Source organism: Polaromonas sp., assembly GCF_049790275.1.
Classification (GTDB): domain Bacteria; phylum Pseudomonadota; class Gammaproteobacteria; order Burkholderiales; family Burkholderiaceae_C; genus Polaromonas.
Genome location: NZ_JBAQYR010000018.1, coordinates 1 through 21,506 on the forward strand (window position 1 = coordinate 1; position 21,506 = coordinate 21,506).

At 63.3% G+C, this 21,506-nt stretch carries 21 protein-coding genes and 2 pseudogenes; 12 read left to right on the forward strand and 11 right to left on the reverse strand.

Annotated features, from left to right (window positions below):
• Positions 1-176 (forward strand): annotated as a pseudogene (locus tag WA904_RS02640) (MATE family efflux transporter); the annotation flags it as partial.
• A 75-nt stretch (positions 177-251) separates the two neighbouring features.
• Here WA904_RS02640 and WA904_RS02645 read toward each other — a convergent pair.
• From WA904_RS02645 to WA904_RS02695, 11 genes are all read right to left on the reverse strand, one after another.
• On the reverse strand, positions 252-896 hold the full coding sequence (locus WA904_RS02645) for a DNA-3-methyladenine glycosylase I (protein WP_425195575.1): 645 nt from the start codon (positions 894-896) through the stop codon (positions 252-254).
• 15 nt (positions 897-911) lie between these two features.
• The gene (locus tag WA904_RS02650; RefSeq protein ID WP_425195576.1) at positions 912-2,174 is read right to left on the reverse strand and encodes an MgtC/SapB family protein; all 1,263 of its coding nucleotides are present in this window, start codon (positions 2,172-2,174) and stop codon (positions 912-914) included.
• A gap of 33 nt (positions 2,175-2,207) precedes the next feature.
• Complete coding sequence (locus WA904_RS02655) at positions 2,208-4,418, reverse strand: copper-transporting P-type ATPase (RefSeq protein WP_425195577.1); 2,211 nt, start codon at positions 4,416-4,418, stop codon at positions 2,208-2,210.
• Between the two features lie 134 nt (positions 4,419-4,552).
• Positions 4,553-4,798 carry an SHOCT domain-containing protein gene (locus WA904_RS02660; RefSeq protein WP_425195578.1) on the reverse strand — a complete coding sequence of 82 codons (246 nt, stop codon included), beginning with the start codon at positions 4,796-4,798 and terminating at the stop codon, positions 4,553-4,555.
• Between the two features lie 12 nt (positions 4,799-4,810).
• Positions 4,811-5,260 carry a DUF302 domain-containing protein gene (locus tag WA904_RS02665; RefSeq protein WP_425195579.1) on the reverse strand — a complete coding sequence of 150 codons (450 nt, stop codon included), beginning with the start codon at positions 5,258-5,260 and terminating at the stop codon, positions 4,811-4,813.
• An 8-nt stretch (positions 5,261-5,268) separates the two neighbouring features.
• The gene (locus WA904_RS02670) at positions 5,269-5,709 is read right to left on the reverse strand and encodes a hypothetical protein (RefSeq protein WP_425195580.1); all 441 of its coding nucleotides are present in this window, start codon (positions 5,707-5,709) and stop codon (positions 5,269-5,271) included.
• Positions 5,710-5,838: 129 nt separating this feature from the next.
• The gene (locus tag WA904_RS02675; RefSeq protein WP_425195581.1) at positions 5,839-6,633 is read right to left on the reverse strand and encodes an SDR family NAD(P)-dependent oxidoreductase; all 795 of its coding nucleotides are present in this window, start codon (positions 6,631-6,633) and stop codon (positions 5,839-5,841) included.
• 152 nt (positions 6,634-6,785) lie between these two features.
• The gene (locus tag WA904_RS02680) at positions 6,786-7,430 is read right to left on the reverse strand and encodes a 2-dehydro-3-deoxy-6-phosphogalactonate aldolase (protein WP_425195582.1); all 645 of its coding nucleotides are present in this window, start codon (positions 7,428-7,430) and stop codon (positions 6,786-6,788) included.
• Positions 7,427-8,329 carry a 2-dehydro-3-deoxygalactonokinase gene (locus WA904_RS02685; RefSeq protein ID WP_425195583.1) on the reverse strand — a complete coding sequence of 301 codons (903 nt, stop codon included), beginning with the start codon at positions 8,327-8,329 and terminating at the stop codon, positions 7,427-7,429. Before WA904_RS02685 ends, WA904_RS02680 begins: the two co-directional genes overlap by 4 nt.
• Before the next feature lie 48 nt (positions 8,330-8,377).
• The gene (gene denD, locus WA904_RS02690) at positions 8,378-9,379 is read right to left on the reverse strand and encodes a D-erythronate dehydrogenase (protein ID WP_425195584.1); all 1,002 of its coding nucleotides are present in this window, start codon (positions 9,377-9,379) and stop codon (positions 8,378-8,380) included.
• Positions 9,380-9,394: 15 nt separating this feature from the next.
• Entirely contained in the window at positions 9,395-11,137 is a 1,743-nt protein-coding gene (locus WA904_RS02695) for an IlvD/Edd family dehydratase (protein ID WP_425195585.1), read from the reverse strand.
• 67 nt (positions 11,138-11,204) lie between these two features.
• Between WA904_RS02695 and WA904_RS02700 the strand changes: the two genes are divergently transcribed.
• The 11 genes and pseudogenes from WA904_RS02700 to WA904_RS02750 all read left to right on the forward strand — a co-directional run bounded on the left by WA904_RS02700 (position 11,205) and on the right by WA904_RS02750 (position 21,482).
• Entirely contained in the window at positions 11,205-12,176 is a 972-nt protein-coding gene (locus WA904_RS02700; protein ID WP_425195586.1) for a 2-hydroxyacid dehydrogenase, read from the forward strand.
• 121 nt (positions 12,177-12,297) lie between these two features.
• The gene (locus WA904_RS02705; protein WP_425195587.1) at positions 12,298-13,671 is read left to right on the forward strand and encodes an ABC transporter substrate-binding protein; all 1,374 of its coding nucleotides are present in this window, start codon (positions 12,298-12,300) and stop codon (positions 13,669-13,671) included.
• An 87-nt stretch (positions 13,672-13,758) separates the two neighbouring features.
• Positions 13,759-14,625, forward strand: coding sequence for a carbohydrate ABC transporter permease (locus WA904_RS02710; protein ID WP_425195606.1), 867 nt, complete (start codon positions 13,759-13,761; stop codon positions 14,623-14,625).
• Positions 14,622-15,473, forward strand: coding sequence for a carbohydrate ABC transporter permease (locus WA904_RS02715; protein ID WP_077592213.1), 852 nt, complete (start codon positions 14,622-14,624; stop codon positions 15,471-15,473). Before WA904_RS02710 ends, WA904_RS02715 begins: the two co-directional genes overlap by 4 nt.
• Before the next feature lie 26 nt (positions 15,474-15,499).
• Entirely contained in the window at positions 15,500-16,570 is a 1,071-nt protein-coding gene (locus WA904_RS02720) for an ABC transporter ATP-binding protein (RefSeq protein ID WP_425195588.1), read from the forward strand.
• Positions 16,571-16,578: 8 nt separating this feature from the next.
• Positions 16,579-17,349: an SDR family oxidoreductase gene (locus WA904_RS02725; protein WP_425195589.1), complete on the forward strand. Its 771-nt coding sequence runs from the start codon at positions 16,579-16,581 to the stop codon at positions 17,347-17,349.
• A 26-nt stretch (positions 17,350-17,375) separates the two neighbouring features.
• Entirely contained in the window at positions 17,376-18,422 is a 1,047-nt protein-coding gene (locus WA904_RS02730; protein ID WP_425195590.1) for an L-idonate 5-dehydrogenase, read from the forward strand.
• 37 nt (positions 18,423-18,459) lie between these two features.
• Positions 18,460-18,844 (forward strand): annotated as a pseudogene (locus WA904_RS02735) (hypothetical protein).
• A 13-nt stretch (positions 18,845-18,857) separates the two neighbouring features.
• On the forward strand, positions 18,858-19,601 hold the full coding sequence (locus tag WA904_RS02740; RefSeq protein ID WP_425195591.1) for a FadR/GntR family transcriptional regulator: 744 nt from the start codon (positions 18,858-18,860) through the stop codon (positions 19,599-19,601).
• Positions 19,602-19,629: 28 nt separating this feature from the next.
• Complete coding sequence (locus WA904_RS02745) at positions 19,630-20,187, forward strand: TRAP transporter small permease (protein ID WP_425195592.1); 558 nt, start codon at positions 19,630-19,632, stop codon at positions 20,185-20,187.
• Positions 20,184-21,482, forward strand: coding sequence for a TRAP transporter large permease subunit (locus WA904_RS02750; RefSeq protein ID WP_425195593.1), 1,299 nt, complete (start codon positions 20,184-20,186; stop codon positions 21,480-21,482). The genes WA904_RS02745 and WA904_RS02750 overlap by 4 nt, the downstream gene beginning before the upstream one ends.
• The last annotated feature ends 24 nt before the right edge of the window (positions 21,483-21,506 follow it).

Consider the following 21,506-nt stretch of genomic DNA (forward strand, 5'->3'; position numbering starts at 1 on the left):
TGGCCCTGCGCTGGGGCGGTGGCCTGTCTGGCGTTTTCCTGGCCCAGGCGGTGGCGCTGGTGATCTACGGCGTGCTCAATGCCTGGGCGGTGGCCGGCGGCGCCTGGTTTGGCGATATCGGCTGGCCGCGCAGCACGGCGGGGCTGCTGAAAAGAATGCCACGCGCCGGGGTTTGAAGCAAGAAAAAGGCCTCCAGCCAAATAACCACGGTCGCAAGCAGCTATGTATTCAGTAGCAGATGGCTGTCGCCTTCAAACCGGTGGCGTGAAGGCCGCACGTGCCGCCAGCGCCGGCTCCCGGCTGGCGCAACCCTCCAGGTGGTCGTTGACCAGGCCCATGGCCTGCATGAAGGCGTACATCGTGGTCGGCCCGACAAAGGTCCAGCCGCGCTTCTTCAGGTCCCTGGATAGCACCGCCGAGGCGGGTGAATGGGGCAGGGCACGCACGGCTTCCAGCGTGACTTGTTCCGGCCGGCTCGCGGCGTCCGGTTCAAGCCGCCAGACATAAGCACCCAGCGAACCAAACTCGCGGCGCAGCTCCAGCACGCGACTGGCGTTGTTGATGGTTGAGGCGATCTTGCCGGCGTGCCGCACGATGCCTGCATCGCCGAGCAGGCGCTGGACGTCGGTGGCATCAAAACGCGCCACCTGTTCGGCATCGAAGTTGGCGAACGCCTTGCGAAAGGCTTCCCGCTTGTTCAGGATGGTCAGCCAGCTCAGGCCGGCCTGAAAACCTTCGAGGCAGATTTTCTCGAACAGCCTTCGCTCGTCAGCCACAGGAAAGCCCCATTCAGTGTCGTGGTAATGGCGGTACAGCGGCGTAGCCTGGCACCAGGCGCAGCGCATGCTGCCGGGTTCGTCGGTAAAAAGGCCGGAGGGTGTGGCATCAGCAGGCATGCCAGATTCTAGTTTTCATCCCATCCACACGCCGAGCCAGACCGCGGCGATGACCAGCACCAGCCCCGGCACAATGCGTGCCGCGTAAGCGCTGCCGCCCGCGTGGAACGCCACAGCAGCTTTCATCAGCGAGTTGGTGCTCAGGCCTGCGACGATGGGCCAGAGCGCCGCGTCTAGCGGCAGCTTGCCGGCTTGCACCAGCGAGGCCACCGAGGCGGCGGTCGCATGGGCGTCGACCAGGCCGGTCACGCCAGCCGCCAGCAGGGTGCCGCGTGCACCCAGCCAGGCGCTGAGCGCTGCCGACACCACCAGCACGACGCTGACCACGGCTGCAAAGGACACCGCGGTTTTCAGGTCAAAGGCGCGGCCAATGTCCTGGTTTTCCGGCGGGCCATGCGGTTGGTCTGCCGCTGCAGTTCCGCGGGGAAAGAACAGCAGGCTGTAGGCGCAGGCCGCGACACCACCGAACACCAGCGGCCAAAGCAGCGCGTCGAGCAGCGCCGGTTGCACCGCTGCCACCACGACGGCCAGCTGGACGATGGTGGCCAGGCTGGAGAGCACCGCACCGGCGATCGCTCCGTCTGCCTGTGTCCTTGACCCGGCCGCACGCATGCCCATGGCGTGAATGGTGGCGGTGCTCGAGATGAAACCGGCGGCAAACCCCGCCAGTGGCAGGCCGTAACGCGGCCCCAGGGCGCGCGTCGCCACATAACCCAGAGCGCTGATGGCCATCACCAGCACCACCAGACGGGTGATGGCATAGGGGTTGACGGCAGCAAAAGGACCCATGAACCGGTCCGGAGCCAGCGGCAGCACGATCAGTGCCGCGGCCGAGAACAGCAAGGCGTCGTGCAACTCACGCTCGGTCAGAACGCGGGACACAAAATGGTGAAGGCGGGTTTTCGCCGCCAGCAGCGCGGCCAGTGCCGTCCCCACGCCGGCCGCGAGCGCCGCATGACGCATCGCCAGCCCGCCGAGCAGGCAGGTCAGCAGCAGGGCGGCTTCGGTGGTCATCCCGGGATCGTTTTCGCGCGTGCGGAGGTAGGAGGCCAGGGCCAGTGCACCCACCACCAGGGTCACGGTCACCAGCACCGCCGTGCCGCCCAGCAGTACCGCGACGGCGCCGAGCAGGGCGACGATGGCGAAAGTCCGTATGCCGGCCGCGCCTCGTGTCGGGCCGCTGCCTTTGCGCCGTTCACGCTCCGCGCCAATCAGCAGGCCGATGCCGAGTGCAACGCTCAGGCCCAGCAGCGTGGAATAGTCGAGCTGGGTCGGCAAGGCAGCAGTTCCTGAACCAGGGTGATCAGGTGATCAGGCAATGGGGCGCAAGCGCTCCGCGCGCAACCGCAGTGCGTTGCTGATCACTGATACGGAGCTCAGGCTCATGGCGAGAGCCGCAATCATGGGCGACAGCAGCCAGCCGGTGAAGGGATAAAGCAGCCCCGCCGCGAGCGGCACACCCAGCGCGTTGTAGATGAAGGCAAAACCGAGGTTCTGCTTCATGTTGGCGATGGTGGCCTCCGAGATGATGCGGGCCTGCGCAATGCCGCGCAGGTCACCCTTGACCAGCGTGATCTGCGCGCTGTTCATGGCCACGTCGGTACCGGTACCCATGGCCACGCCGACATCGGCCTGAGCCAGCGCTGGCGCGTCATTGATGCCGTCACCCGCCATCGCAACCACATGGCCTTCGTTCTGCAACTGCTTGACAAGCACCAGCTTGTCGGCGGGCTTGACTTCGCCATGCACCTCGTCGATGCCCAGGCGCGCGGCCACCGCCCTGGCGGTGGTCTGGCCATCACCGGTGGCCATGATGACGCGCAGACCCGCAGCCTTCAGCGCTGCCAGCGCCTCGGGCGTGCTGGCCTTGACCGGATCGGCCACGGCCAGCAGGCCGGCGAGCTGGCCGTCCACGGCGAGGTGCATCACGCTGGCACCTTCGGCGCGCAGCGCTTCCGCCTGAGCCAGCAGTGTGTCCACCGCGACACCGGTTTGCGCCATCAGCGCCGTGTTGCCCAGAGCGAGCGACCGGCCGGCTACTTTCCCGCTGACACCGATGCCGCTGGCCGACTCGAAGCTTTCGGGTTTGTCCAGGGAAAGACCACGCTCGCGTGCGGCGTTCACAATCGCCTCGGCCAGCGGGTGTTCACTGCCCTGGTCCAGGCTGGCGGCCAGCCGCAAGACTTCATCTGCGCTGAAACCGGCGGCAGGGACGGCCCGGTCAAACGCAGGCTTGCCGGCCGTCAGCGTGCCGGTCTTGTCGACGATCAGCACATCGACCTTGCGCATGTGTTCTATCGCAGCGGCATCGCGGAAAAGAATGCCCTGGCCCGCAGCCTTGCCGGTGGCGACCATGATGGACATCGGTGTGGCCAGGCCCAGTGCGCAGGGACAGGCAATGATGAGCACCGCCACGGCGTTGATCAGGCCGTACACCCAGCTCGGTTGCGGCCCGAAAAATCCCCAGCCGAAGAAGGTCAGCACGGCGATGGCGACCACGCCCATCACGAACCAGCCGGCGACCTGGTCGGCCATGCGCTGCATCGGTGCCTTGGAGCGCTGGGCCTGCGCGACCATCTGCACGATCTGCGACAGCATGGTCTGCGCGCCGACACGCTCGGAGCGCATGACCAGGGCGCCGCTGGTGTTGAGCGTGGCGCCTATGAGTTTGTCGCCGGGGCGCTTGCTCACGGGCAGCGGCTCGCCGGTCAGCATCGATTCATCAACGGCGCTGCTGCCTTCGGTGACCACCCCATCGACAGGCACCTTCTCGCCGGGGCGTATACGCAGGCTGTCGCCCACATGCACATGGGCCAGCGGCACGTCTTCTTCCGTGCCGTCGGCCTGGATGCGGCGGGCGGTCTTGGGCGCCAGGCCCAGCAGCGACTTGATCGCGGCCGAGGTCTGCGAACGCGCCTTCAGCTCCAGCATCTGGCCGAGCAGCGTGAGCGAAATGATGACGGCCGCCGCCTCGAAATAGACTGCGACGCGGCCCATGGAAATAAACGAGTCCGGGAAGACGCCCGGCGCCACGGTGGCCACGACGCTGTACACAAAGGCGGCGCCGGTGCCAAGGCCGATGAGGGTCCACATGTTCGGGCTGCGGCGAATGACCGACTGCGCCCCCCGCACAAAGAAGGGCCAGCCTGCCCACAACACCACCGGCAGGCTCAGCACCAGCTCTATCCAGCTCTGCGCCGCCATGCCGAACCAGCCGAGCCGATGGCCGAACATGGCCAGCACCGTCACCACCACGGTGAGCGGCAGGGTCCACCAGAAGCGGCGGGTGAAGGAGGCAAGTTCCGGGTTGTCGTCCTCGTCGAGGCTGGGCATGAGGGGCTCCAGCGTCATGCCGCAGATCGGGCAGGTGCCCGGGTGGTCCTGCCGGATCTGCGGGTGCATGGGGCAGGTGTAGATCGCGCCGCTTGCCTGTGCGGCGTCGCCATGGGTAGTTTCCGCTGGAGCGCCGATGGCCGCCGTGCCGGCCCCCTGAGAGGCGTGAGGGTGGTGGGTGTGGTTCATGAAGGGCATCCTTTTCTGTGCTGCAGACCTGAAACAGGGCATCGGGAAAAAGATAAACCTTCCCACCGTGGAAAGGTCAAGTCGCTGAAGGCTTTAACCCTGCCCATGGGAGGGAGGGCGAGCCGGATCTTGCTTCAAGCGGACCGGCCGCTGTCGCGATCGAGCAGGGCCTTGCGTTCTTCATACTCTGCCACGGTGATTTCGCCCCTGGCCAGCCGTCTGCGCAACACCTCGTGCGGCGTTTCACGCCGGTCATCTTCGCGGTCCGCGTAACGGCTCCGGCCGAAAATAAAAACCCCGGCGAGAAGCACCAACAGAACCAGCCACCCCAGCCCGTGCATGCCCATCATGTAGCCACCATCATAAAACAGACCGGGCATGCGCTGATCCCCTCAGGTTTTCGCGGCGCCGCCGGGTGCCGCGGTCAGTGCCGAGCGGACTCGCTCGAGACGGCTGCGCACCTCGTCGGCCACCCGGGCCACCTCGGGGTCGTCGGTCATCTGCATCACCGCCACCGGGTCCATGAAACCCACGGTGAAGCTGCCGTCGTCATCTTCACGCACGATGACGTTGCAAGGAAGCAGCAGTCCGATATCGGGCTGGGCGGTCAGGGCGCGATGCGCCAGCGGCGGATTGCAGGCGCCCAGGATGCGGTAGGGCCGCACATCGACCCCCAGCTTGGTTTTCATGGTCGCCTGCACGTCGATGTCGGTCAGCACGCCGAAGCCTTCGGACTTGAGGGCGTCGGTGACACGGCTCACCACATGGCCAAAGCTGTTGTCGCCGGGCTTGCAGTAAAAGCCGTAGGCCGCGCCAGCGGAGGACGTGGTGTTGGAGGTCATGGTGTCTTTCAGGGTTTGGCCGGTACTGGGGGCAGCCGGTCCATCATCATCTGCATCATGGACTGCATCATTTCCATGCGTTTTTCCATCATCTGCTGGCGCTCGGCCGGGTCAATGCCGGGGCCCTGCATATTGCCCATCATGCCGCCCATGCCCATCCTGCCGCCAGGTCCCATGCCGCCCATCATGGCCATGCCTTCCTGCATGAGTTTGTGGTGCTCAACCATCAGGGCGTTGCGTTCTTCGGGGGTTTTTGCACTTGCCACACGGTCGTGCATGATGCGCATGGTTTTCATGTGCTCGTCCATGCGCGCCATCGGCATGCCCTGCCCGGGGGCGGGTGCCGATGCGCCGGCGTGGTACGCCGCGTGGCGGGGAGGAAACTCGGCGCAGCCGGCCAGGCCGAGGGCTGCAGTTGCTGCGAGGATGGAAACAAGGCGAATCGACATGGTGAACTCCAGAAGCTGAGCGCCCAGTCTATTGAAACGGCGGCCTTTGGGGGGCACGTTTTGCGGCCCGCATGATCCATGTCAACTACGCGGGGCTATCTCCACCGCTTCCGGGGGCGTGGCAGCGCTCTAGACTGGCACGGTGTAGTTCAGCGTCATGCGCCCGCCATCGACCACCACAATCTCGCCGGTGATGTAGCTGGCGGCGTCGCTGGCCAGGTAGGCCACAGCGTCGGCAATTTCCGAAGGTTCGCCAAGTCGCTTCATCGGTGTGCGGCTCATGATTCTGGCCTTGGCCTCATCGCTGGTCAGCACGGCTTTGGACGCGAGTTCGGTCGCGATGGTACCCGGCGCGACGGCGTTCACGCGCACTCCCTTGTCGGCCAGGGCCAGAGCCATCACGCGCGTGAGCTGGTTGATGCCGCCTTTGCTCACGTTGTAGCTGGAAATGGTGGGGATCGCCAGCACGCCGTTGACCGAGCTCATGTTCACGATGCTGCCCTTGCCCGCTTTGGCCATTTCCCGCGCCACGGCCTGGCCGACGAGAAAGGAGCCTTTGAGGTTGATGCGCAGCACGGCGTCGAAGTCGGCCTCGGTGACTTCCAGGAAATCGGCAGCCCTGAAAATGCCGGCATTGTTGACCAGCACATCAATGCGGCCGTGGGCGGCCACGGTTTGCGCCACCAGCGCATCGACCTGGGCCTTGTCGCCGACGTCGCAGTGCACGTAAAGGCCGCCGAGCTCACTGGCCAGCGCCGTGCCGCGGCTGTCGTCGATGTCGGCAATCACGACCTTGGCGTTTTCACGCGCAAAGCGGCGTATGCAGGCTTCGCCTATGCCCTGGGCACCGCCGGTGACAATGCAGACGCGGCCTCCCAGACCGAAGGAGATTTGTGCAGAATTTGGGGATGAAAGAGTGCTCATGCCCTGATCTTAGTACTGCAATCCGGAAGTGGCGAAACATAAAAGCGTGTCTTCGCACCCATGGCGGCGTTGCAACCCTTGCGAAGGCGCCCAGCCTTCGCGGCGGCTTGTGCCTTGCCCTGGGCACGAATCCATCACTTTTATTTGTCTCGCTACTTCCGGATTGCAGTACTGGCAGCGCAGGCGGCTATGAATTTCATAGCGTTTTCAGCCACCGCCGGGGCCGGCGTGCCGGGCTGGTACAGCGCCGAACCGATGCCAAAGCCGCTGGCCCCTGCCGCGAAGTAGGGGTGCATGTTCCCCGGCGTGATGCCTCCGACCGGCAACACGGCGGTGCCGGCAGGCAGTACGGCGCGCAGCGCCTTCACCACCGCGGGGGTGATCATTTCGGCGGGGAAAATCTTCAAGCCGGTCGCACCGGCTTCAAGTGCCGCGAACGCTTCACTGGCCGTCATCACGCCGGGCAGGCAGACCAGGCCCAGGCGGACGGCTTCGCGCACCACAGCCGGGTTGAAGTTGGGTGAAACGATGAGCTGGCCGCCCGCCGCCTGGACGTTGCGCACATCTTCCACGGTCAGCACCGTTCCGGCACCGACCAGGGCCTGCGGAAAAGTAGATGCCAGCGCGGCAATGCTCTCCAGCGGCTGTGGTGAATTGAGCGGAACTTCGATCAGTGTCCAGCCGGTGGACACCAGCGCCTGCCCGACGGGCAGGGCTTCGGCAGGCTGCAGGCCGCGCAGGATGGCGACCAGCGGCAGGGTTTGCAGGGCAGAGCTGAATTTTTGATGGGGGTTCATGGCTGGGGATGGATGGACAGGGTATCGGCAATGGCGCGCAAGCCGCGCCAGGTGGCGCTGGCGCCCACGCGCCGGACCGGAACGTCCAGCTGCGCCAGCGCCTGTTCATAACGTGCCGTGAGCGTTTCGGCACCCATGAGCACCACGGGTTCGCCGGCGCGCAGGTTTTGTGATTTGAGTTCTTCACCAATCACCAGGCCTGACAGGTAAGCCGGCAGCGCGCTGGCGTCCATGCGTTTGAACAGGGCCAGGGTGCGCGTGCTGAAAGCCGTGTGCAGCAGGCCCGGGCCGTGCAGCGCCTGGCTCACCCCTTTGTCAAAGGCGGAAAGATCGAGAGGGCCGTCCTCCTCGGGGAGTGTGCGCGCAAGAATCGAGTGGCGGTGCAGCAGGGCGTAAAACTCGCCGGTCATCCAGGTCGAAAAACCCGTGATGCGGCCGGCGGCGGCAGTGACCCATTTGCTGTGCGTGCCGGGCAGCACCAGGCGCGCGTCGGTGAGGTCCAGCAGCAGCAGGGCACCAAAGACCTGGGTTTCTTCGCCCCGCATGACATCCGGAATGCCGCCTCGCTCGAGGCTGAGACCAGGCACGATGGCGATGCGGCCGGGCTCCAGCCATTGAAGCCGGACAGCGATGTCCTGGAGGTTGGCGGGGCAGGCGCAGTAGGGTGCTTCCTGCCAGCCCTGCTGGCTGCCGGCCATGCCTGAAATCAGGCACAGCGCACCGCTTGCCATCCAGTCGCCAAAACAGCTTTCAAAAACAGCCTGGAATTCGCCTGCCGCCACGCTGAGGATGCCGCGCGGAAAAGCGCGTTCTTCCAGCACCTGGCCGTCAGGCGCCAGCAGCGCGCCGCGCAGCGACGAGGTGCCCCAGTCCACGGCGAGAAGTCGGCGGCTGTTCATGCAGATTGTGTGTAAAGGCTGGGGCCAGGCACGCCGGTGAGCATGGGTTCAGGACATGCCCTGCAGGGCACCCGCCGGGTAGGCGGGGCTGCGGCAATCCTCGATGTACTGTTCAATGATGGCCTTGAAGGAAGCGTCGAGCTTCAGGCCGAGGGCGTGCGCCCGGTCAGCGCTGGCACCGCGCGCCCAGTTGGCCACGATGCCGGCGATGCGTTCGTCACGTTCGAAGCGAACGCGCCGGCGGACCGCGGGGCCGGCGACTTCTTCCAGGGCCTGCAGCATCTCGCCGACGCTGACATTGAGCCCGGGCAGATTGAGTGCCAGGCGCCCGCCCATGGCCTGCTGGCTGGCCTCGAACACGGTGATCAGGCCTTGCACCGTGTTCGACGGTGACGACACGGGATGGGTGACGTCTGCATCCACGGGACAGGTGGTCTCCACGCCGGCCAGGGGCTCGCGGATGATGCCGCTGAAAAACGAGGACGCCGCGCCATTGGGTTTGCCCGGTCGCACGGTGACCGTCATCAGGCGCGCCGACCGGCCATCGACAAAACCTTTGCGGGTGTAGTCGGCAATCAGGTGTTCACACATCAGCTTGTGGGTGCCGTAGGAGGTCTGCGGTGACGGCAGGGTGTGATCCGTCACGAGGTCGGGCAGCGGGTTGGATGCGTCCGGGCCGAAGACCGCCACCGAGCTGGCGAACACGAGCCGTGGTGCATTGCCGGCCTGGCGCAGGCTGTCGAGCAGCAGGCGGGTGCTGTCAAGGTTGGAGCGCAGGCCCAGGTCGAAGTCGAGTTCGCATTCGCCAGACACGGCCGAGGCCAGGTGGAAGACGGCGTCGAAGCCGCTGGCAAACAGGGCCGACTGGCTCAGCAGCGGGCCGGTGTGCACCCGCACCCGCTTGTCGGCTGCCAGATCGGCGGGTGGTGCAAACATGTCGGCAATGTGCAGCGCGTCAATGGCCCGGCCATCGAGCTGGCCCTTCTGGAGAATCGCGCGGGCCAGTCGGGCACCGACAAAACCGGCGCCCCCGGTGATGAGTAATTTCATGTCAAGCTTTGTGTATCAATGGTTGTCACGCGGCACGAAGGAGCCGCGTTTGCCGACCAGGAAATCCAGATCCACGCCTTCGTCGGCCTGCAGCACATGATCGACATACAGCTTCCAGTAACCCGAAGACAGGGGCGGCGCCGGTGCTTTCCAGCCGGCCAGGCGGCGCACCAGTTCCTCGTCGCTGATGTGCAGCTGAAGCTTGCGCTCGGGAACATTGAGTTCGATCATGTCGCCATTCTGGACGATGGCCAGGGGTCCGCCGGCTGCTGCTTCGGGCGCGGTGTGCAGCACTACGGTGCCATAGGCCGTGCCGCTCATGCGGGCATCACTGATGCGCACCATGTCGGTGATGCCCTTGCGCAGCACCTTGGGCGGCAGCGGCATGTTGCCCACCTCGGCCATGCCAGGATAGCCCTTGGGGCCGCAGTTTTTCAGCACCATGACGCAGGTCTCGTCGATATCGAGGTCTTCGTCGTCGATGCGTGCGTGGAAGTCCTCGATGTTTTCAAACACCACCGCGCGGCCGGTGTGCACCATGAGCGCGGGCGTGGCCGCGCTCGGTTTGATGACCGCGCCGCGCGGCGAGAGGTTGCCGCGCAGCACGGCAATGCCGGCCTTGTCCTTGAAGGGCGCACTCAGCGGCTGGATGACTTCGGTGTTGTAGTTCTGTGCGTCCGCGATGTTCTCGCCTATGGTTTTTCCGTTGGCGGTGATGGCGCCCGTGTGCAGGTGCTGCGCGATTTCCTTCATCACCACCGGCAGGCCGCCGGCGTAGCAGAAGTCTTCCATCAGGAACTTGCCCGAAGGCTGCAGGTTGACCAGGCAGGGCAACTCGCTGGCCAGGCGGTCGAAGTCGTCCACCGTGAGTTTCACACCGATGCGGCCGGCCATCGCGATCAGGTGGATCACGGCGTTGGTCGAGCCGCCAATCGCAGCCAGGGTCTTGATGGCGTTTTCGAAAGCTTCGCGCGTCAGGATCTTCGAGAGTGTGAGGTCCTCATGCACCATCTCGACCGCGCGGCGCCCGGCCATGCGCGCCAGCACATTGCGCCGGCCATCGACGGCAGGGTAGGCGGCATTGCCCGGCAGGCCGATGCCCAAGGCCTCGACCATGCTGGCCATGGTGCTGGCGGTGCCCATGGTCATGCAGTGGCCGTGGCTGCGGTGCATGCAGCTTTCGGCTTCAAAAAAGTCGGCGAGCTTGAGCGTGCCGGCACGCACCTGCTCGCTCATGCTCCACACGCCGGTACCCGAACCGAGTTCCTGGCCGCGCCACTTGCCGCTGAGCATGGGGCCGCCGCTGACACCCACGGTGGGCAGGTCCACGCTGGCTGCGCCCATCACCAGTGAGGGCGTGGTTTTGTCGCAGCCCATCAGAAGCACCACGCCATCGATCGGGTTGCCGCGAATGCTTTCTTCCACGTCCATGCTGGCCAGGTTGCGGTACAGCATGGCGGTGGGGCGCAGCAGGGTTTCGCCCAGTGACATGACCGGGAACTCCAGCGGGAAGCCGCCAGCCTCGTACACGCCAATCTTCACCTGCTCGGCAATCGTGCGGAAATGCGAGTTGCAGGGCGTCAGTTCACTGAAGGTGTTGCAGATGCCGATGACCGGGCGCCCGTCGAACTGGTCATGCGGCACGCCCTTGCCCTTGACCCAGCTGCGGTAGGCGAATCCGTCGCGGTCCTGGCGGCCGAACCATTGCTGGCTGCGCAATTCCGAGGGCTTTTTCCGGGGTGTCTTGGAGTCGGTCATAGGGAAAATCCTTAATTGTTAAACATATTATCGTCATACCATTGCGCGAAAAATCTCAGTGATAACCATGACCCCTCCAGGAGTTGCCTTGTCCCGTCCCGTCATTCTTGCCGTTTCCAGGCTGCCGCCCTTCCTGCTCGAACCCCTCCAGGCGGCTTATGTTGTGCATGAGCGTCTGCACGAGACCGACCCGGCGGCATTCGCCAAGGCCGCCTCCGGCATTCGGGCTGTTGTCGGAGGCGGCGAGTCGAAAGTGCCGCGTGCGCTGATGGACCAGTTGCCCGCGCTCGAGATGGTGTCCATTTTCGGTGTCGGGTACGACGGGGTGGATGTCTCCACGGCGCTGGAGCGCCGCATCCCGGTGACACACACCCCCGGCGTGCTCAATGACGAAGTGGCTGATCTGGCCATCGGCCTCATGCTGAGTGTGGCGCGCTGCATTCCGCAGGCTGATCGTTATGTACGTGCGGGCCGCTGGGCCAGCGAGGGCGCCATGCCCCTGAGCCGCAAAGTGTCGGGCGCGCGGCTGGGGATTGTTGGCCTCGGGCGCATCGGCCAGGCCATCGCCAGCCGGGCCGAAGCTTTCGGCATGTCCATTGCCTACACGGCACGCAGTGCCAAGCCTGGCGTGGCTTACAGTTTTTTCCCAACAGCGCAGGCCCTGGCGGCCCAGGTTGATTTCCTGATTGTCATCACGCCCGGTGGCGCCGGCACGCGGCACCTGATCAACGCGGAGGTGCTGCAGGCGCTGGGCCCCGGGGGTTACCTGATCAATGTGGCGCGCGGCTCGGTGGTTGACGAAGCGGCCTTGGTGCAGGCCCTGCAACAGGGTGTGATTGCCGGCGCCGGCTTGGATGTGTTTGAAAAAGAGCCCCATGTGCCCGAGGCCTTGTGGGCTCTGGACAACGTGGTGTTGACGCCGCACATTGCCAGCGGCACGCGCCAGACCCGACAAGCCATGGCGGACCTTGCCGCGGCTAATCTGGCGGCTCATTTTGCGGGCCGGCCGCTACTCAGCCCGGTGCCGGAGTGGGGTTGATCGTTCGGGTTTTCCATAGACTTGATCATGGTCAATCATCATATGATAACAACGAATTCAGGAGGGCAGAGGCCTGATTTTTCCGCTGGTTCAACAACTAACTGCACAGGAGACAAATGAAATGAAGCTCAAGACAATGCTCGCGACTGCGATGGTCGCGGCGGGCCTGGTGACCGCCGGGCAGGCCGCAGCGCAGGAAACACTCACCGTCTGGTGGGCCAAAGGCTTTTACAAAGCCGAGGATGACGCCCTTTTTGCGGCCATCAAGAAGTTCGAAGCCAAGACCAAGGTCAAGGTGGAGCTGTCGCAATATGCGCCACAGGAAATCATTCCGAAAAGCGTCGCGGCGCTGGATTCCAGAAACCCGCCTGATGTTTCCTACGGCGACGTGTATGACTTTCAGGTGGCGGGCAAATGGGCCTTTGAGGGCAAGCTGGAAGACATCAGCAGCGTGATCGATCCGATGCGGTCCAGCTTCGCCAAAAATACGGTCGAAACCACCTTCCTGTACAACGATGTGGACAAGAAACGTGCTTACTATGCGTTTCCGATGAAGCAGCAGACCATGCACATCCAGTATTGGGCGGACATGCTGACGGAGGCCGGGCTCAAGGAGTCCGACATCCCGACCACCTGGAAAGCCTACTGGGATTTCTGGTGCGACAAGGCGCAGCCTGCCTACCGTGCCAAGACCGGTACCCGCGTATTTGGCATTGGCCAGCCGCTGGGCGTGGATTCCAGCGATTCGTTCTATTCCTTCCTGACCTTCATGGATGCCTACAACGTCAAGCTGGTCAGCGACAGCGGCAAACTGCTGGTGGATGATCCGGCCGTGCGTGCCGGCCTGATCGGGGCGCTGACGGACTACACCAACATCTACACTCGCGGTTGCACGCCTCCGTCCTCTTCCAACTGGAAGGACCCGGACAACAATGTGGCGTTCCACAACAAGACGACCCTGATGACGCACAACGCAACGATCTCCATCGCTGCGAAGTGGCTCGACGACATGAACAATGCGACGTTGACCGAAGCGCAACGCGCAACGGCTAAAAAGTATTACACCGAATCGATTCGTACCGCCGGATTCCCGAACAAGCCCGATGGCAGCAAGATGGTGTACCGCTCGGCGGTGAAGGTGGGCGTGGTCTTCAAGGATGCGAAGAACAAGGCACGCGCCAAGGAGTTCGTGAAGTTCATCATGGCGGAAGAAAACCTGGGACCTTATGTGGAAGGCTCGCTGGGACGCTGGTATCCGGTGACCAAGGCCGGCCAGGCGAGCGCGTTCTGGAAGGGTGACAAGCACCGTCTGGCTGTGCACAACCAGTTCCAGGACGGAACGGTCAACTTCGAGTTCACGAAAAACTACAAGTTCACGGTGCTCAACAACGAGAACGTCTGGGCCAAGGCGGCGAACCGTGTCGTCAGCGAGAAGGTGCCGGTGGACAAGGCGGTGGACGAGATGATCGCCCGCATCAAGACGGTTGCCAACTAAGCTGGTCGGGCATGTCCCGATCCTGATTCATCCAACGGCCATCCAGTTCCGGCTGGTGGCCGTCACCATGCAAATACCATGACCACGATGGCTGTAGAGCAGTCTCCCCGGGCCGGCGAGCGCCGGCCCGTCAAGGGAATGACATCCTGGGAGCGCTGGGGCCTGGTCCTGCTGATTCCCTATGTGCTGCTTTTTCTGGTTTTTGTGCTGTATCCCGTGGGTTATGGCCTGTGGCTGGCACGCCAGCCCGCAAGTTATGTGAAGCTGTTCGATGACCCGATCTTTTTCCGGTCGGTCATCAACACGCTGGTTTTTCTCGGTGTCGGCATCAACGTGAAAATGATGGTGGCGCTGTTCCTGTCCGGTTTTTTTGTGCAGGACCGCAAATGGATCAAATGGCTGTCGCTGCTGTTCATCCTGCCGTGGGCCGTGCCTTCGATTCCGACCATCCTGTCGATGCGTTTCATGCTCAACCCCGAGTGGGGCGTCATCAACACCCTGATCTTCAAGCTCACCGGCGCCGATGGCCCGAACTGGCTGAATGACCCCACCCTGGCGCTGTCCCTGTCCATCCTGGCGCACATCTGGAAGTCCCTGCCGTTCTGGACGCTGATTCTGGTGGCCGCGCGCCTGGCGATTCCCGCCGAGCAGTACGAAGCCGCTGCCGTCGATGGCGCGAGCAACTGGCAGAAGTTCCAGTTCATCACCTGGCCTTCGCTCAAGACCGTGTACCTGACCTCGCTCCTGTTGTCGACCATCTGGTCGCTGGGCGATTTCAACAGCGTCTACCTGCTGACTGGTGGCGGCCCGGCTGATCTCACACACGTTCTGGCGACGCTGGGCATCCGCTATTTGCGGCTGGACCAGATCGAGTTGGCCATGGCCTCCATCGTGGTCGCCCTGCCACTGGTCCTGCCGCTGGTTTATTTCATGATGAAACGTTTGTCCAAATGAAACCCATCACCTTCAAGCAGGTCACGACCGAGGCCAAGCTGGTGCTGATCGGAATTCCGGTTTTTCTGTGGACCATGATTCCGGTGTATCACCTGTTCCTGTTCTCGATCTCGCCGCGCGACCAGGCCACATCCGGGCGCCTGTGGCCCAAGGATCCGACGCTGGACAATTTCCGCATCGTCGTGGAACAGAAGCATTTCTACCTGCACCATTTCTGGCAACAGCTGGCCAACTCATTCCTGATCGCGTTTGCGGTAGCGGGCATCACCCTGGTGGTCGCCACCCTGGCTGCGTTCGCCATCAGCCGCCTGCGGGCGCGCGGCGGGCGCACGGTGATGAACATGGCGCTGCTGACCTACTTTATCCCCGCGGCGTTCCTTGCCGTGCCGATGTACAAGACCATGGGCAACTACGGCATGCTCAACAGCCAGTGGTCGCTGATCATGGCCATGGTCACAATTGCGTCGCCTTACTGCATCTGGGTGCTCAAGCAGGCTTCCGACAAGCTGCCCTACGAGCTTGATGAGGCGGCAAAGATGGATGGTGCGTCCGCGATGCAGCTGTTCCGGTTGGTCTATCTGCCCCTGATGGTGCCTTCGCTCGTGGCGGTCGGTACCTATGCCTTGCTGCTGGCCTGGAACGAGTACCTCTATGCCTTCCTCCTGCTTTCGAGCGAAAGCAGCATCACCCTGGGCGTGGCGCTGGGCAACTTCCTGGCGGCGGACGATTCGCCCTGGGAATTGCTCATGACCACCGGCCTGATCTACGCGCTGCCTCCCGCGGCCATTTATTACGCCTTCAAGCGCTACATGGTGTCCGGCTTGACTGCCGGTGCCGTCAAGAGCTGATTTCCCCGTACTGGAACACCTGCACCATGGCTTCTGTCTCATTTCGAAAAGTTGAAAAGTCCTTCGGCAAGGTCAAGATCATTCACGGCATCAGTTTCGACATCTCGGATGGTGAGTTCGTGGTGCTGGTCGGGCCGTCCGGCTGCGGCAAGTCCACCCTGCTGCGCATGCTCGCCGGCCTGGAGGAAATCAGTGGTGGTGAAATTGCCATCGATGGCAAGGTCATCAACGACCTCGACTCCAAGGACCGCGACATCGCGATGGTGTTCCAGAGCTACGCGCTGTACCCGCACATGACGGTGCGCGACAACATGGCCTTCAGCCTCAAGCTGCGCAAGGCGGATGTGGAACTGACCCACAAGCGTGTCGGCGACGCTGCCCGCATCCTCAACCTCGACCCCTTGCTTGACCGCTTTCCGCGCGAGCTCTCCGGTGGCCAGCGCCAGCGCGTGGCCATGGGGCGTGCCATCGTGCGCGACCCCAAGGTGTTCTTGTTTGACGAGCCGCTGTCCAACCTGGATGCCAAGTTGCGCGTGGCCATGCGGGCCGAAATCAAGGCCTTGCACCAGCGCCTGAAAACCACGACGGTTTATGTCACCCACGACCAGATCGAGGCCATGACCATGGCTGACCGCATCGTCGTGATGCACGACGGCATCATCGAGCAGATCGGAACACCCCTGGAGCTGTTCGACCGGCCGGGCAATCTGTTTGTGGCCCAGTTCATCGGTTCACCGTCCATGAACGTGCTCAAGGGGACCTTGCGCCAGACCGACGGCCGGGCTTGGGTGGAGTCACAAGGCCATGCGTGGCAAGTGGACATGCTGGCCCAGGGGCGCGACGGCCAGGCGGTGGTTTATGGCGTCCGGCCGGGCGACCTGATGCTGTCTGCCACGGGCCAGGGCGTTCCCGCCAAGGTGATTGTGGTGGAGCCGACCGGCGCCGAGACCGAGCTGCTGCTTGAAGTCGGCGACACCCGAGTCGTCGTGGTCATGCACGGCCGTACCAGCGTCCAGCCAGACGACATCGTGCATCTTGAGGTTGCGCACGGCAAGGCCCACGTGTTTGACGAAACCAGCGGCCAGCGCCTGGAGTGATCCAACTGATGACAACGGCAAACCCCTTCAGGCTGGACGGCAGGCTGGCGCTCATCACAGGGTCATCAGGCGGCATCGGTTTTGCGCTGGCGCGTGGGCTCGGGCAAGCCGGCGCCGCGCTGGTACTCAACGGCCGTGACAAGGTCAAGCTGGAGAGTGCAGCCGCGGTTTTGCGCGGCGAGGGTTTCCAGGTGCACACCCGTGCATTTGACGTCACGCAGGCGGCTGATGTGCAAGCGGCGGTGGAAGATATCGAAACGACACTGGGTGCCATCGACATCCTGATCAATAACGCGGGCATGCAGCGGCGCATGCCGCTGGAAGATTTTCCTGCTGCCGACTGGCATGAACTCATGCGCACCAATGTCGACAGCGTCTTTTTCATGGGCCAGGCTGTTGCGCGGAAAATGATTCCGCGCGGCTGCGGCAAGATCATCAATATCTGTTCGGTGCAAAGCGAGATGGGCCGCCCCAACATTGCACCTTATATGGCCAGCAAGGGCGCTGTGAAGATGCTGACCAAGGGCATGGCCATCGACTGGGGCCCGCATGGCCTGCAGGTCAACGGACTGGGGCCTGGTTACTTCAAGACGGAGTTGAACGAAAAGCTTGTCGCGGATGAGAAATTCTGCACCTGGTTGACCGGTCGTACGCCCAGCCGGCGTTGGGGTGAAGTTGGCGAGTTGGCGGGTGCGGCCGTTTTCCTGGCCAGCGATGCGTCGAGTTTCGTCAACGGCCATGTCCTGTATGTTGATGGCGGAGTGACGGCCACCTTGTGAACCCGCCCATTTATCTGGAGAAAATCATGCGTGCCCTGGTTTGTCATGCCCCGCTGGATCTGCGTCTCGATGCATTTGCGGACGAGGCCATGGGGCCGCAGCAGATGCGGGTGCGTGTCGCTTTCGGCGGCATTTGCGGTTCGGACCTGCACTATTTTCAGCACGGGGGTTTTGGCACCGTACGCATCAAGGAGCCCATGGTGCTCGGCCACGAGGTATCGGGTGTGGTGGAGACGTTGGGCAGCGAGGTCAGTGGTTTTCGCGTGGGCCAGCGCATCGCGATTTCACCGTCGCGGCCCTGTGGCATGTGCCGCTATTGCCAGCAGGGCTTGCACAACCATTGCATGGACATGCGTTTTTACGGCAGCGCCATGCGTTTCCCGCACGTGCAGGGCGCGTTTCGTGAGACCCTTGTGATTGATGCGGCGCAGGCGCACGCAGTGGCCGACGGCTTGCCGCTGTCGCAGGCGGCGCTGGCCGAACCGCTGTCGGTTGGCCTGCACGCCATTGCGCGCGCCGGTTCGGTGTTCGGCAAACGCGTGCTGGTGACCGGTTGCGGGCCGATAGGCGCGCTGCTGATCGCCGGTTTGCGCCGCGCCGGTGCCGCGCAGATCGTGGCGGCCGACATCGCCGATCTGCCCCTGGCCTGCGCGCTCAAAATGGGCGCCGACCAGGCCATCAACCTGGCAGAAAACCCCGAAGGGCTGGCGCCGTTTGCGGCCAACAAGGGATATTTCGACGTGATGTTCGAGGCCTCCGGCAGTGAAAAAGCCCTGGTTGGCGGGCTCGATGTGGTGGCGCCCCGGGGCGTGATTGTCACCATCGGCCTGGGCGGCAACATCGCCATGCCGCTCAATACGCTGGTTGGCAAGGAAATTGACCTGCGCGGCACCTTCCGCTTCCATGGCGAGTTTGCAGTGGCGGTCGCCTTCCTGAACCAGGGCCTGATCGATGGCCGGTCCGTGATTTCCGACATTCTTGATTTCGGCCAGGCCGGGGACGCTTTCCGGCTGGCGGGAGACAAGCGCAAGTCCATGAAAGTCCAGATTGCTTTTGACAGAGAATTGGCGTGATGAAACATTTTTTTACCATCCGTTGCCGGAGTTCCCTGTGAGCGTTTTTACCCAGGTCATTCTTTTCACCGATACGGACGGCCGCGCGAAATTCCGCGAGGAGGCCGTGCCGCTCGGCGAAGACTCGCCGCAAGCCATGCTGTCTGCGCTGTTCCCGTCCGATGGTTTCCAGCTGCGCCACAGCCCCGTGGGTTTTCGCAACCAGTTCCATTTCCCCCCCTATACGCAGTGGGCGGTCATCCTGGGCGGCGAGATGGAGATCGGCCTGCAGGACGAGACCTCGCGCATCTTCCGGCCGGGGCCAGCATTTCTATTCGGCCGACCTGCTGCCCGAGGGTGCCACCTTCGACGCGGCCGTACACGGCCACTGGAGCCGCCAGGTGGGAGCGGACCCGCTGGTCACGCTGTTTGTGCATGGCTAAGGGACGGACGACCATGATCAAGAACGTTCATGGCAACACGGTGGATCATCTGGGCGAAGCCATTGTTTCGGGACGTTATGTCGCGGGCGCCTCCCTGCCGCCCGAGCCGGCGCTGTGCGCCGAGCTGGGGGTGAGCCGCACGGTGGTGCGCGAGGCGGTGAAATCATTGATCGCCAAGGGGCTGATCACCACCGGCCCCAAGGTCGGCACCCGCGTGTTGTCCGAAGACCACTGGAACTGGTTTGATGCCGACGTCATCGCCTGGCAGTCCAAAGCCGGCCTGACGCCGGAATTCCTGCGCGACCTGCAGGATTTGCGCCGCGTGGTCGAGCCCGCGGCCATGCGGCTGGCGGCCGTGCGTGCCACTGCGCAGGACCTCGCCGACATCGAACTCGCTTATGCCGGCATGCGGCGCGCCGTGGAAGAAGGCGGCGACTATGTCACCTACGACCTGCTTTTCCACCAGGGCCTGCTGAAGGCCTCGCGCAACCGCATGCTGGTGCAGATGAGCAAGGCGCTGGGCGCGCTGCTGCGCACCAGCTTCGAAGTTTCAACACGGCGCAAGGACGGCCCAGTGCAGTCTTTGCCGCTGCACCGCGCGGTGCTCGACGCAGTGATTGCGCACAGGCCCGACGAGGCCGAGACCGCCATACGCGTGCTGATCGACGGCGCCAAGGAAGACATCGAGGAAGTGCTGGCCTCGCGCCGGCGGCTTCCGGTGCTGAGCAGTCCCGCGCGGCAGCTCAAGGCAACATGAGACAGAAGGAAACGGGTAGAAGATGAACTTGCAAAAAACAATGGACGTATCGGTCCACGGGTTTTTCAAATTGCTTGAATTTCTGGTGGTCGTTTGCATGGTGGCCATGGTCATCATGGTGTTCGGCAACGTGGTGCTGCGTTATGTATTCAATTCCGGAATTTCCGTCTCCGACGAGATGTCGAGGTATTTTTTCATCTGGCTGACCTACATCGGTGCAATGGTGGCCATGCATGAAGGCGGGCACCTGGGGGTGGACACTCTGGTCAAGCACCTGCCGGTGATCGGCAAGAAGGTGTGCCTGTTTCTCAGCGAAGCACTGATGCTGTTTTGCAATGTGCTGTTTTTCATGGGTACTTTCGAGATGCATGAACTGCAGGTCAGCAATGTCTCGCCGGTGGTCGGCATCTCCATGATCTGGATTTACGGCATCGGTTATGTCGTCAGCGTGGTGATGGGCATGATCAACTTAAATGTGCTTTATCGCCTGGTGACCGGACGCATCAGCGAGGCCGAGCTGGTGCAGGTGATCGAAACCGAAGGCCTGGCCGACGTCGAAAAACAGATGCAGGGAAGCAAGACATGACCGTCAGCGTATTTATTCTCAGCTTGCTGGCCGCCATGGCCATCGGCATGCCCATTGCGTATGCGCTGCTGGTCTGCGGTGTCACGTTGATGGCCTTTCTGGCCGCCACCAGCGGCCTTGTCACGTTCGACAGCCAGATCCTGGCCCAGCGTTTTGTCGACGGTGCCGACAACTTCCCCCTGCTGGCCGTCCCTTTCTTTCTGTTGGCCGGCGAGTTCATGAATGCCGGCGGCATCAGCCGCCGCATTGTCAACCTGGCCATGGCCTGGGTCGGGCATTACCGCGGCGGCCTCGGTTATGTCACGGTGATTGCGGCGGTCATCATGGCCTCGCTGTCGGGTTCGGCAATTGCCGACACCGCTGCCCTGGCTGCGCTGCTGATTCCCATGATGCGGGCCGCCGGCTACAACGTGGGCCGCGCCTCTGGCCTGATCGCCTCGGGCGGCATCATCGCGCCAGTGATACCACCGTCGATCGGCCTGATCATTTTCGGCGTGGCCGGCAACGTCTCCATCACCAAGCTGTTTCTGGCAGGCATCGTGCCCGGGATTCTGATGGGCGCGGCGATCGGCTTGACCTGGTGGTGGGTGGCCAGGAAGGAAAATGTTCCTGCGGCGCCCAAATTGCCCATGCCGGAGCGGCTGCGCATCACGGCACAGGGGGGCTTCGCGCTGACCCTGCCCATCGTGATCATCGGCGGCATGAAGTTCGGCATCTTCACGCCGACCGAGGCCGCCGTGGTGGCCGCGGTTTACAGTTTTGTGGTCGGCATGTTCATTTACCGCGAGCTCAAGTGGTCCGAGTTGTACGGCCTGATCCTGGCGGCCGGAAAAACCACGGCGGTGGTGATGTTCCTGGTAGCCGCGGCCATGGTCAGCGCCTGGCTGATCACGGTTGCCAACATTCCCACGGAAGTCGCCGACATGATGGCGCCTTTCATGGGCAACAAGATGCTGCTGATGTTCATCATGATGGTGCTTATCGTGGTCGTTGGCACCGCGCTTGACTTCACGCCGACCGTGCTGATCCTCACGCCGGTGCTCATGCCCCTGGTACTCAAGGCCGGCATCGATCCGGTGTATTTCGGCATCATGTTCATCATGAACAATGCCATCGGCCTGATCACGCCGCCGGTGGGCACCGTTCTCAACGTGGTTTGCGGCGTCGCCAAGATCAGCATGGACGAGGCCTTCAAGGGCGTGCTGCCTTTCCTGACGGCGCAGCTCGCCGTGCTTTTCCTGCTGGTGCTTTTTCCCTCCATCGTCACCGAACCCCTGAAGTGGTTGATGCGATGACTTCCCTTTCCCAACCCCTGTCGT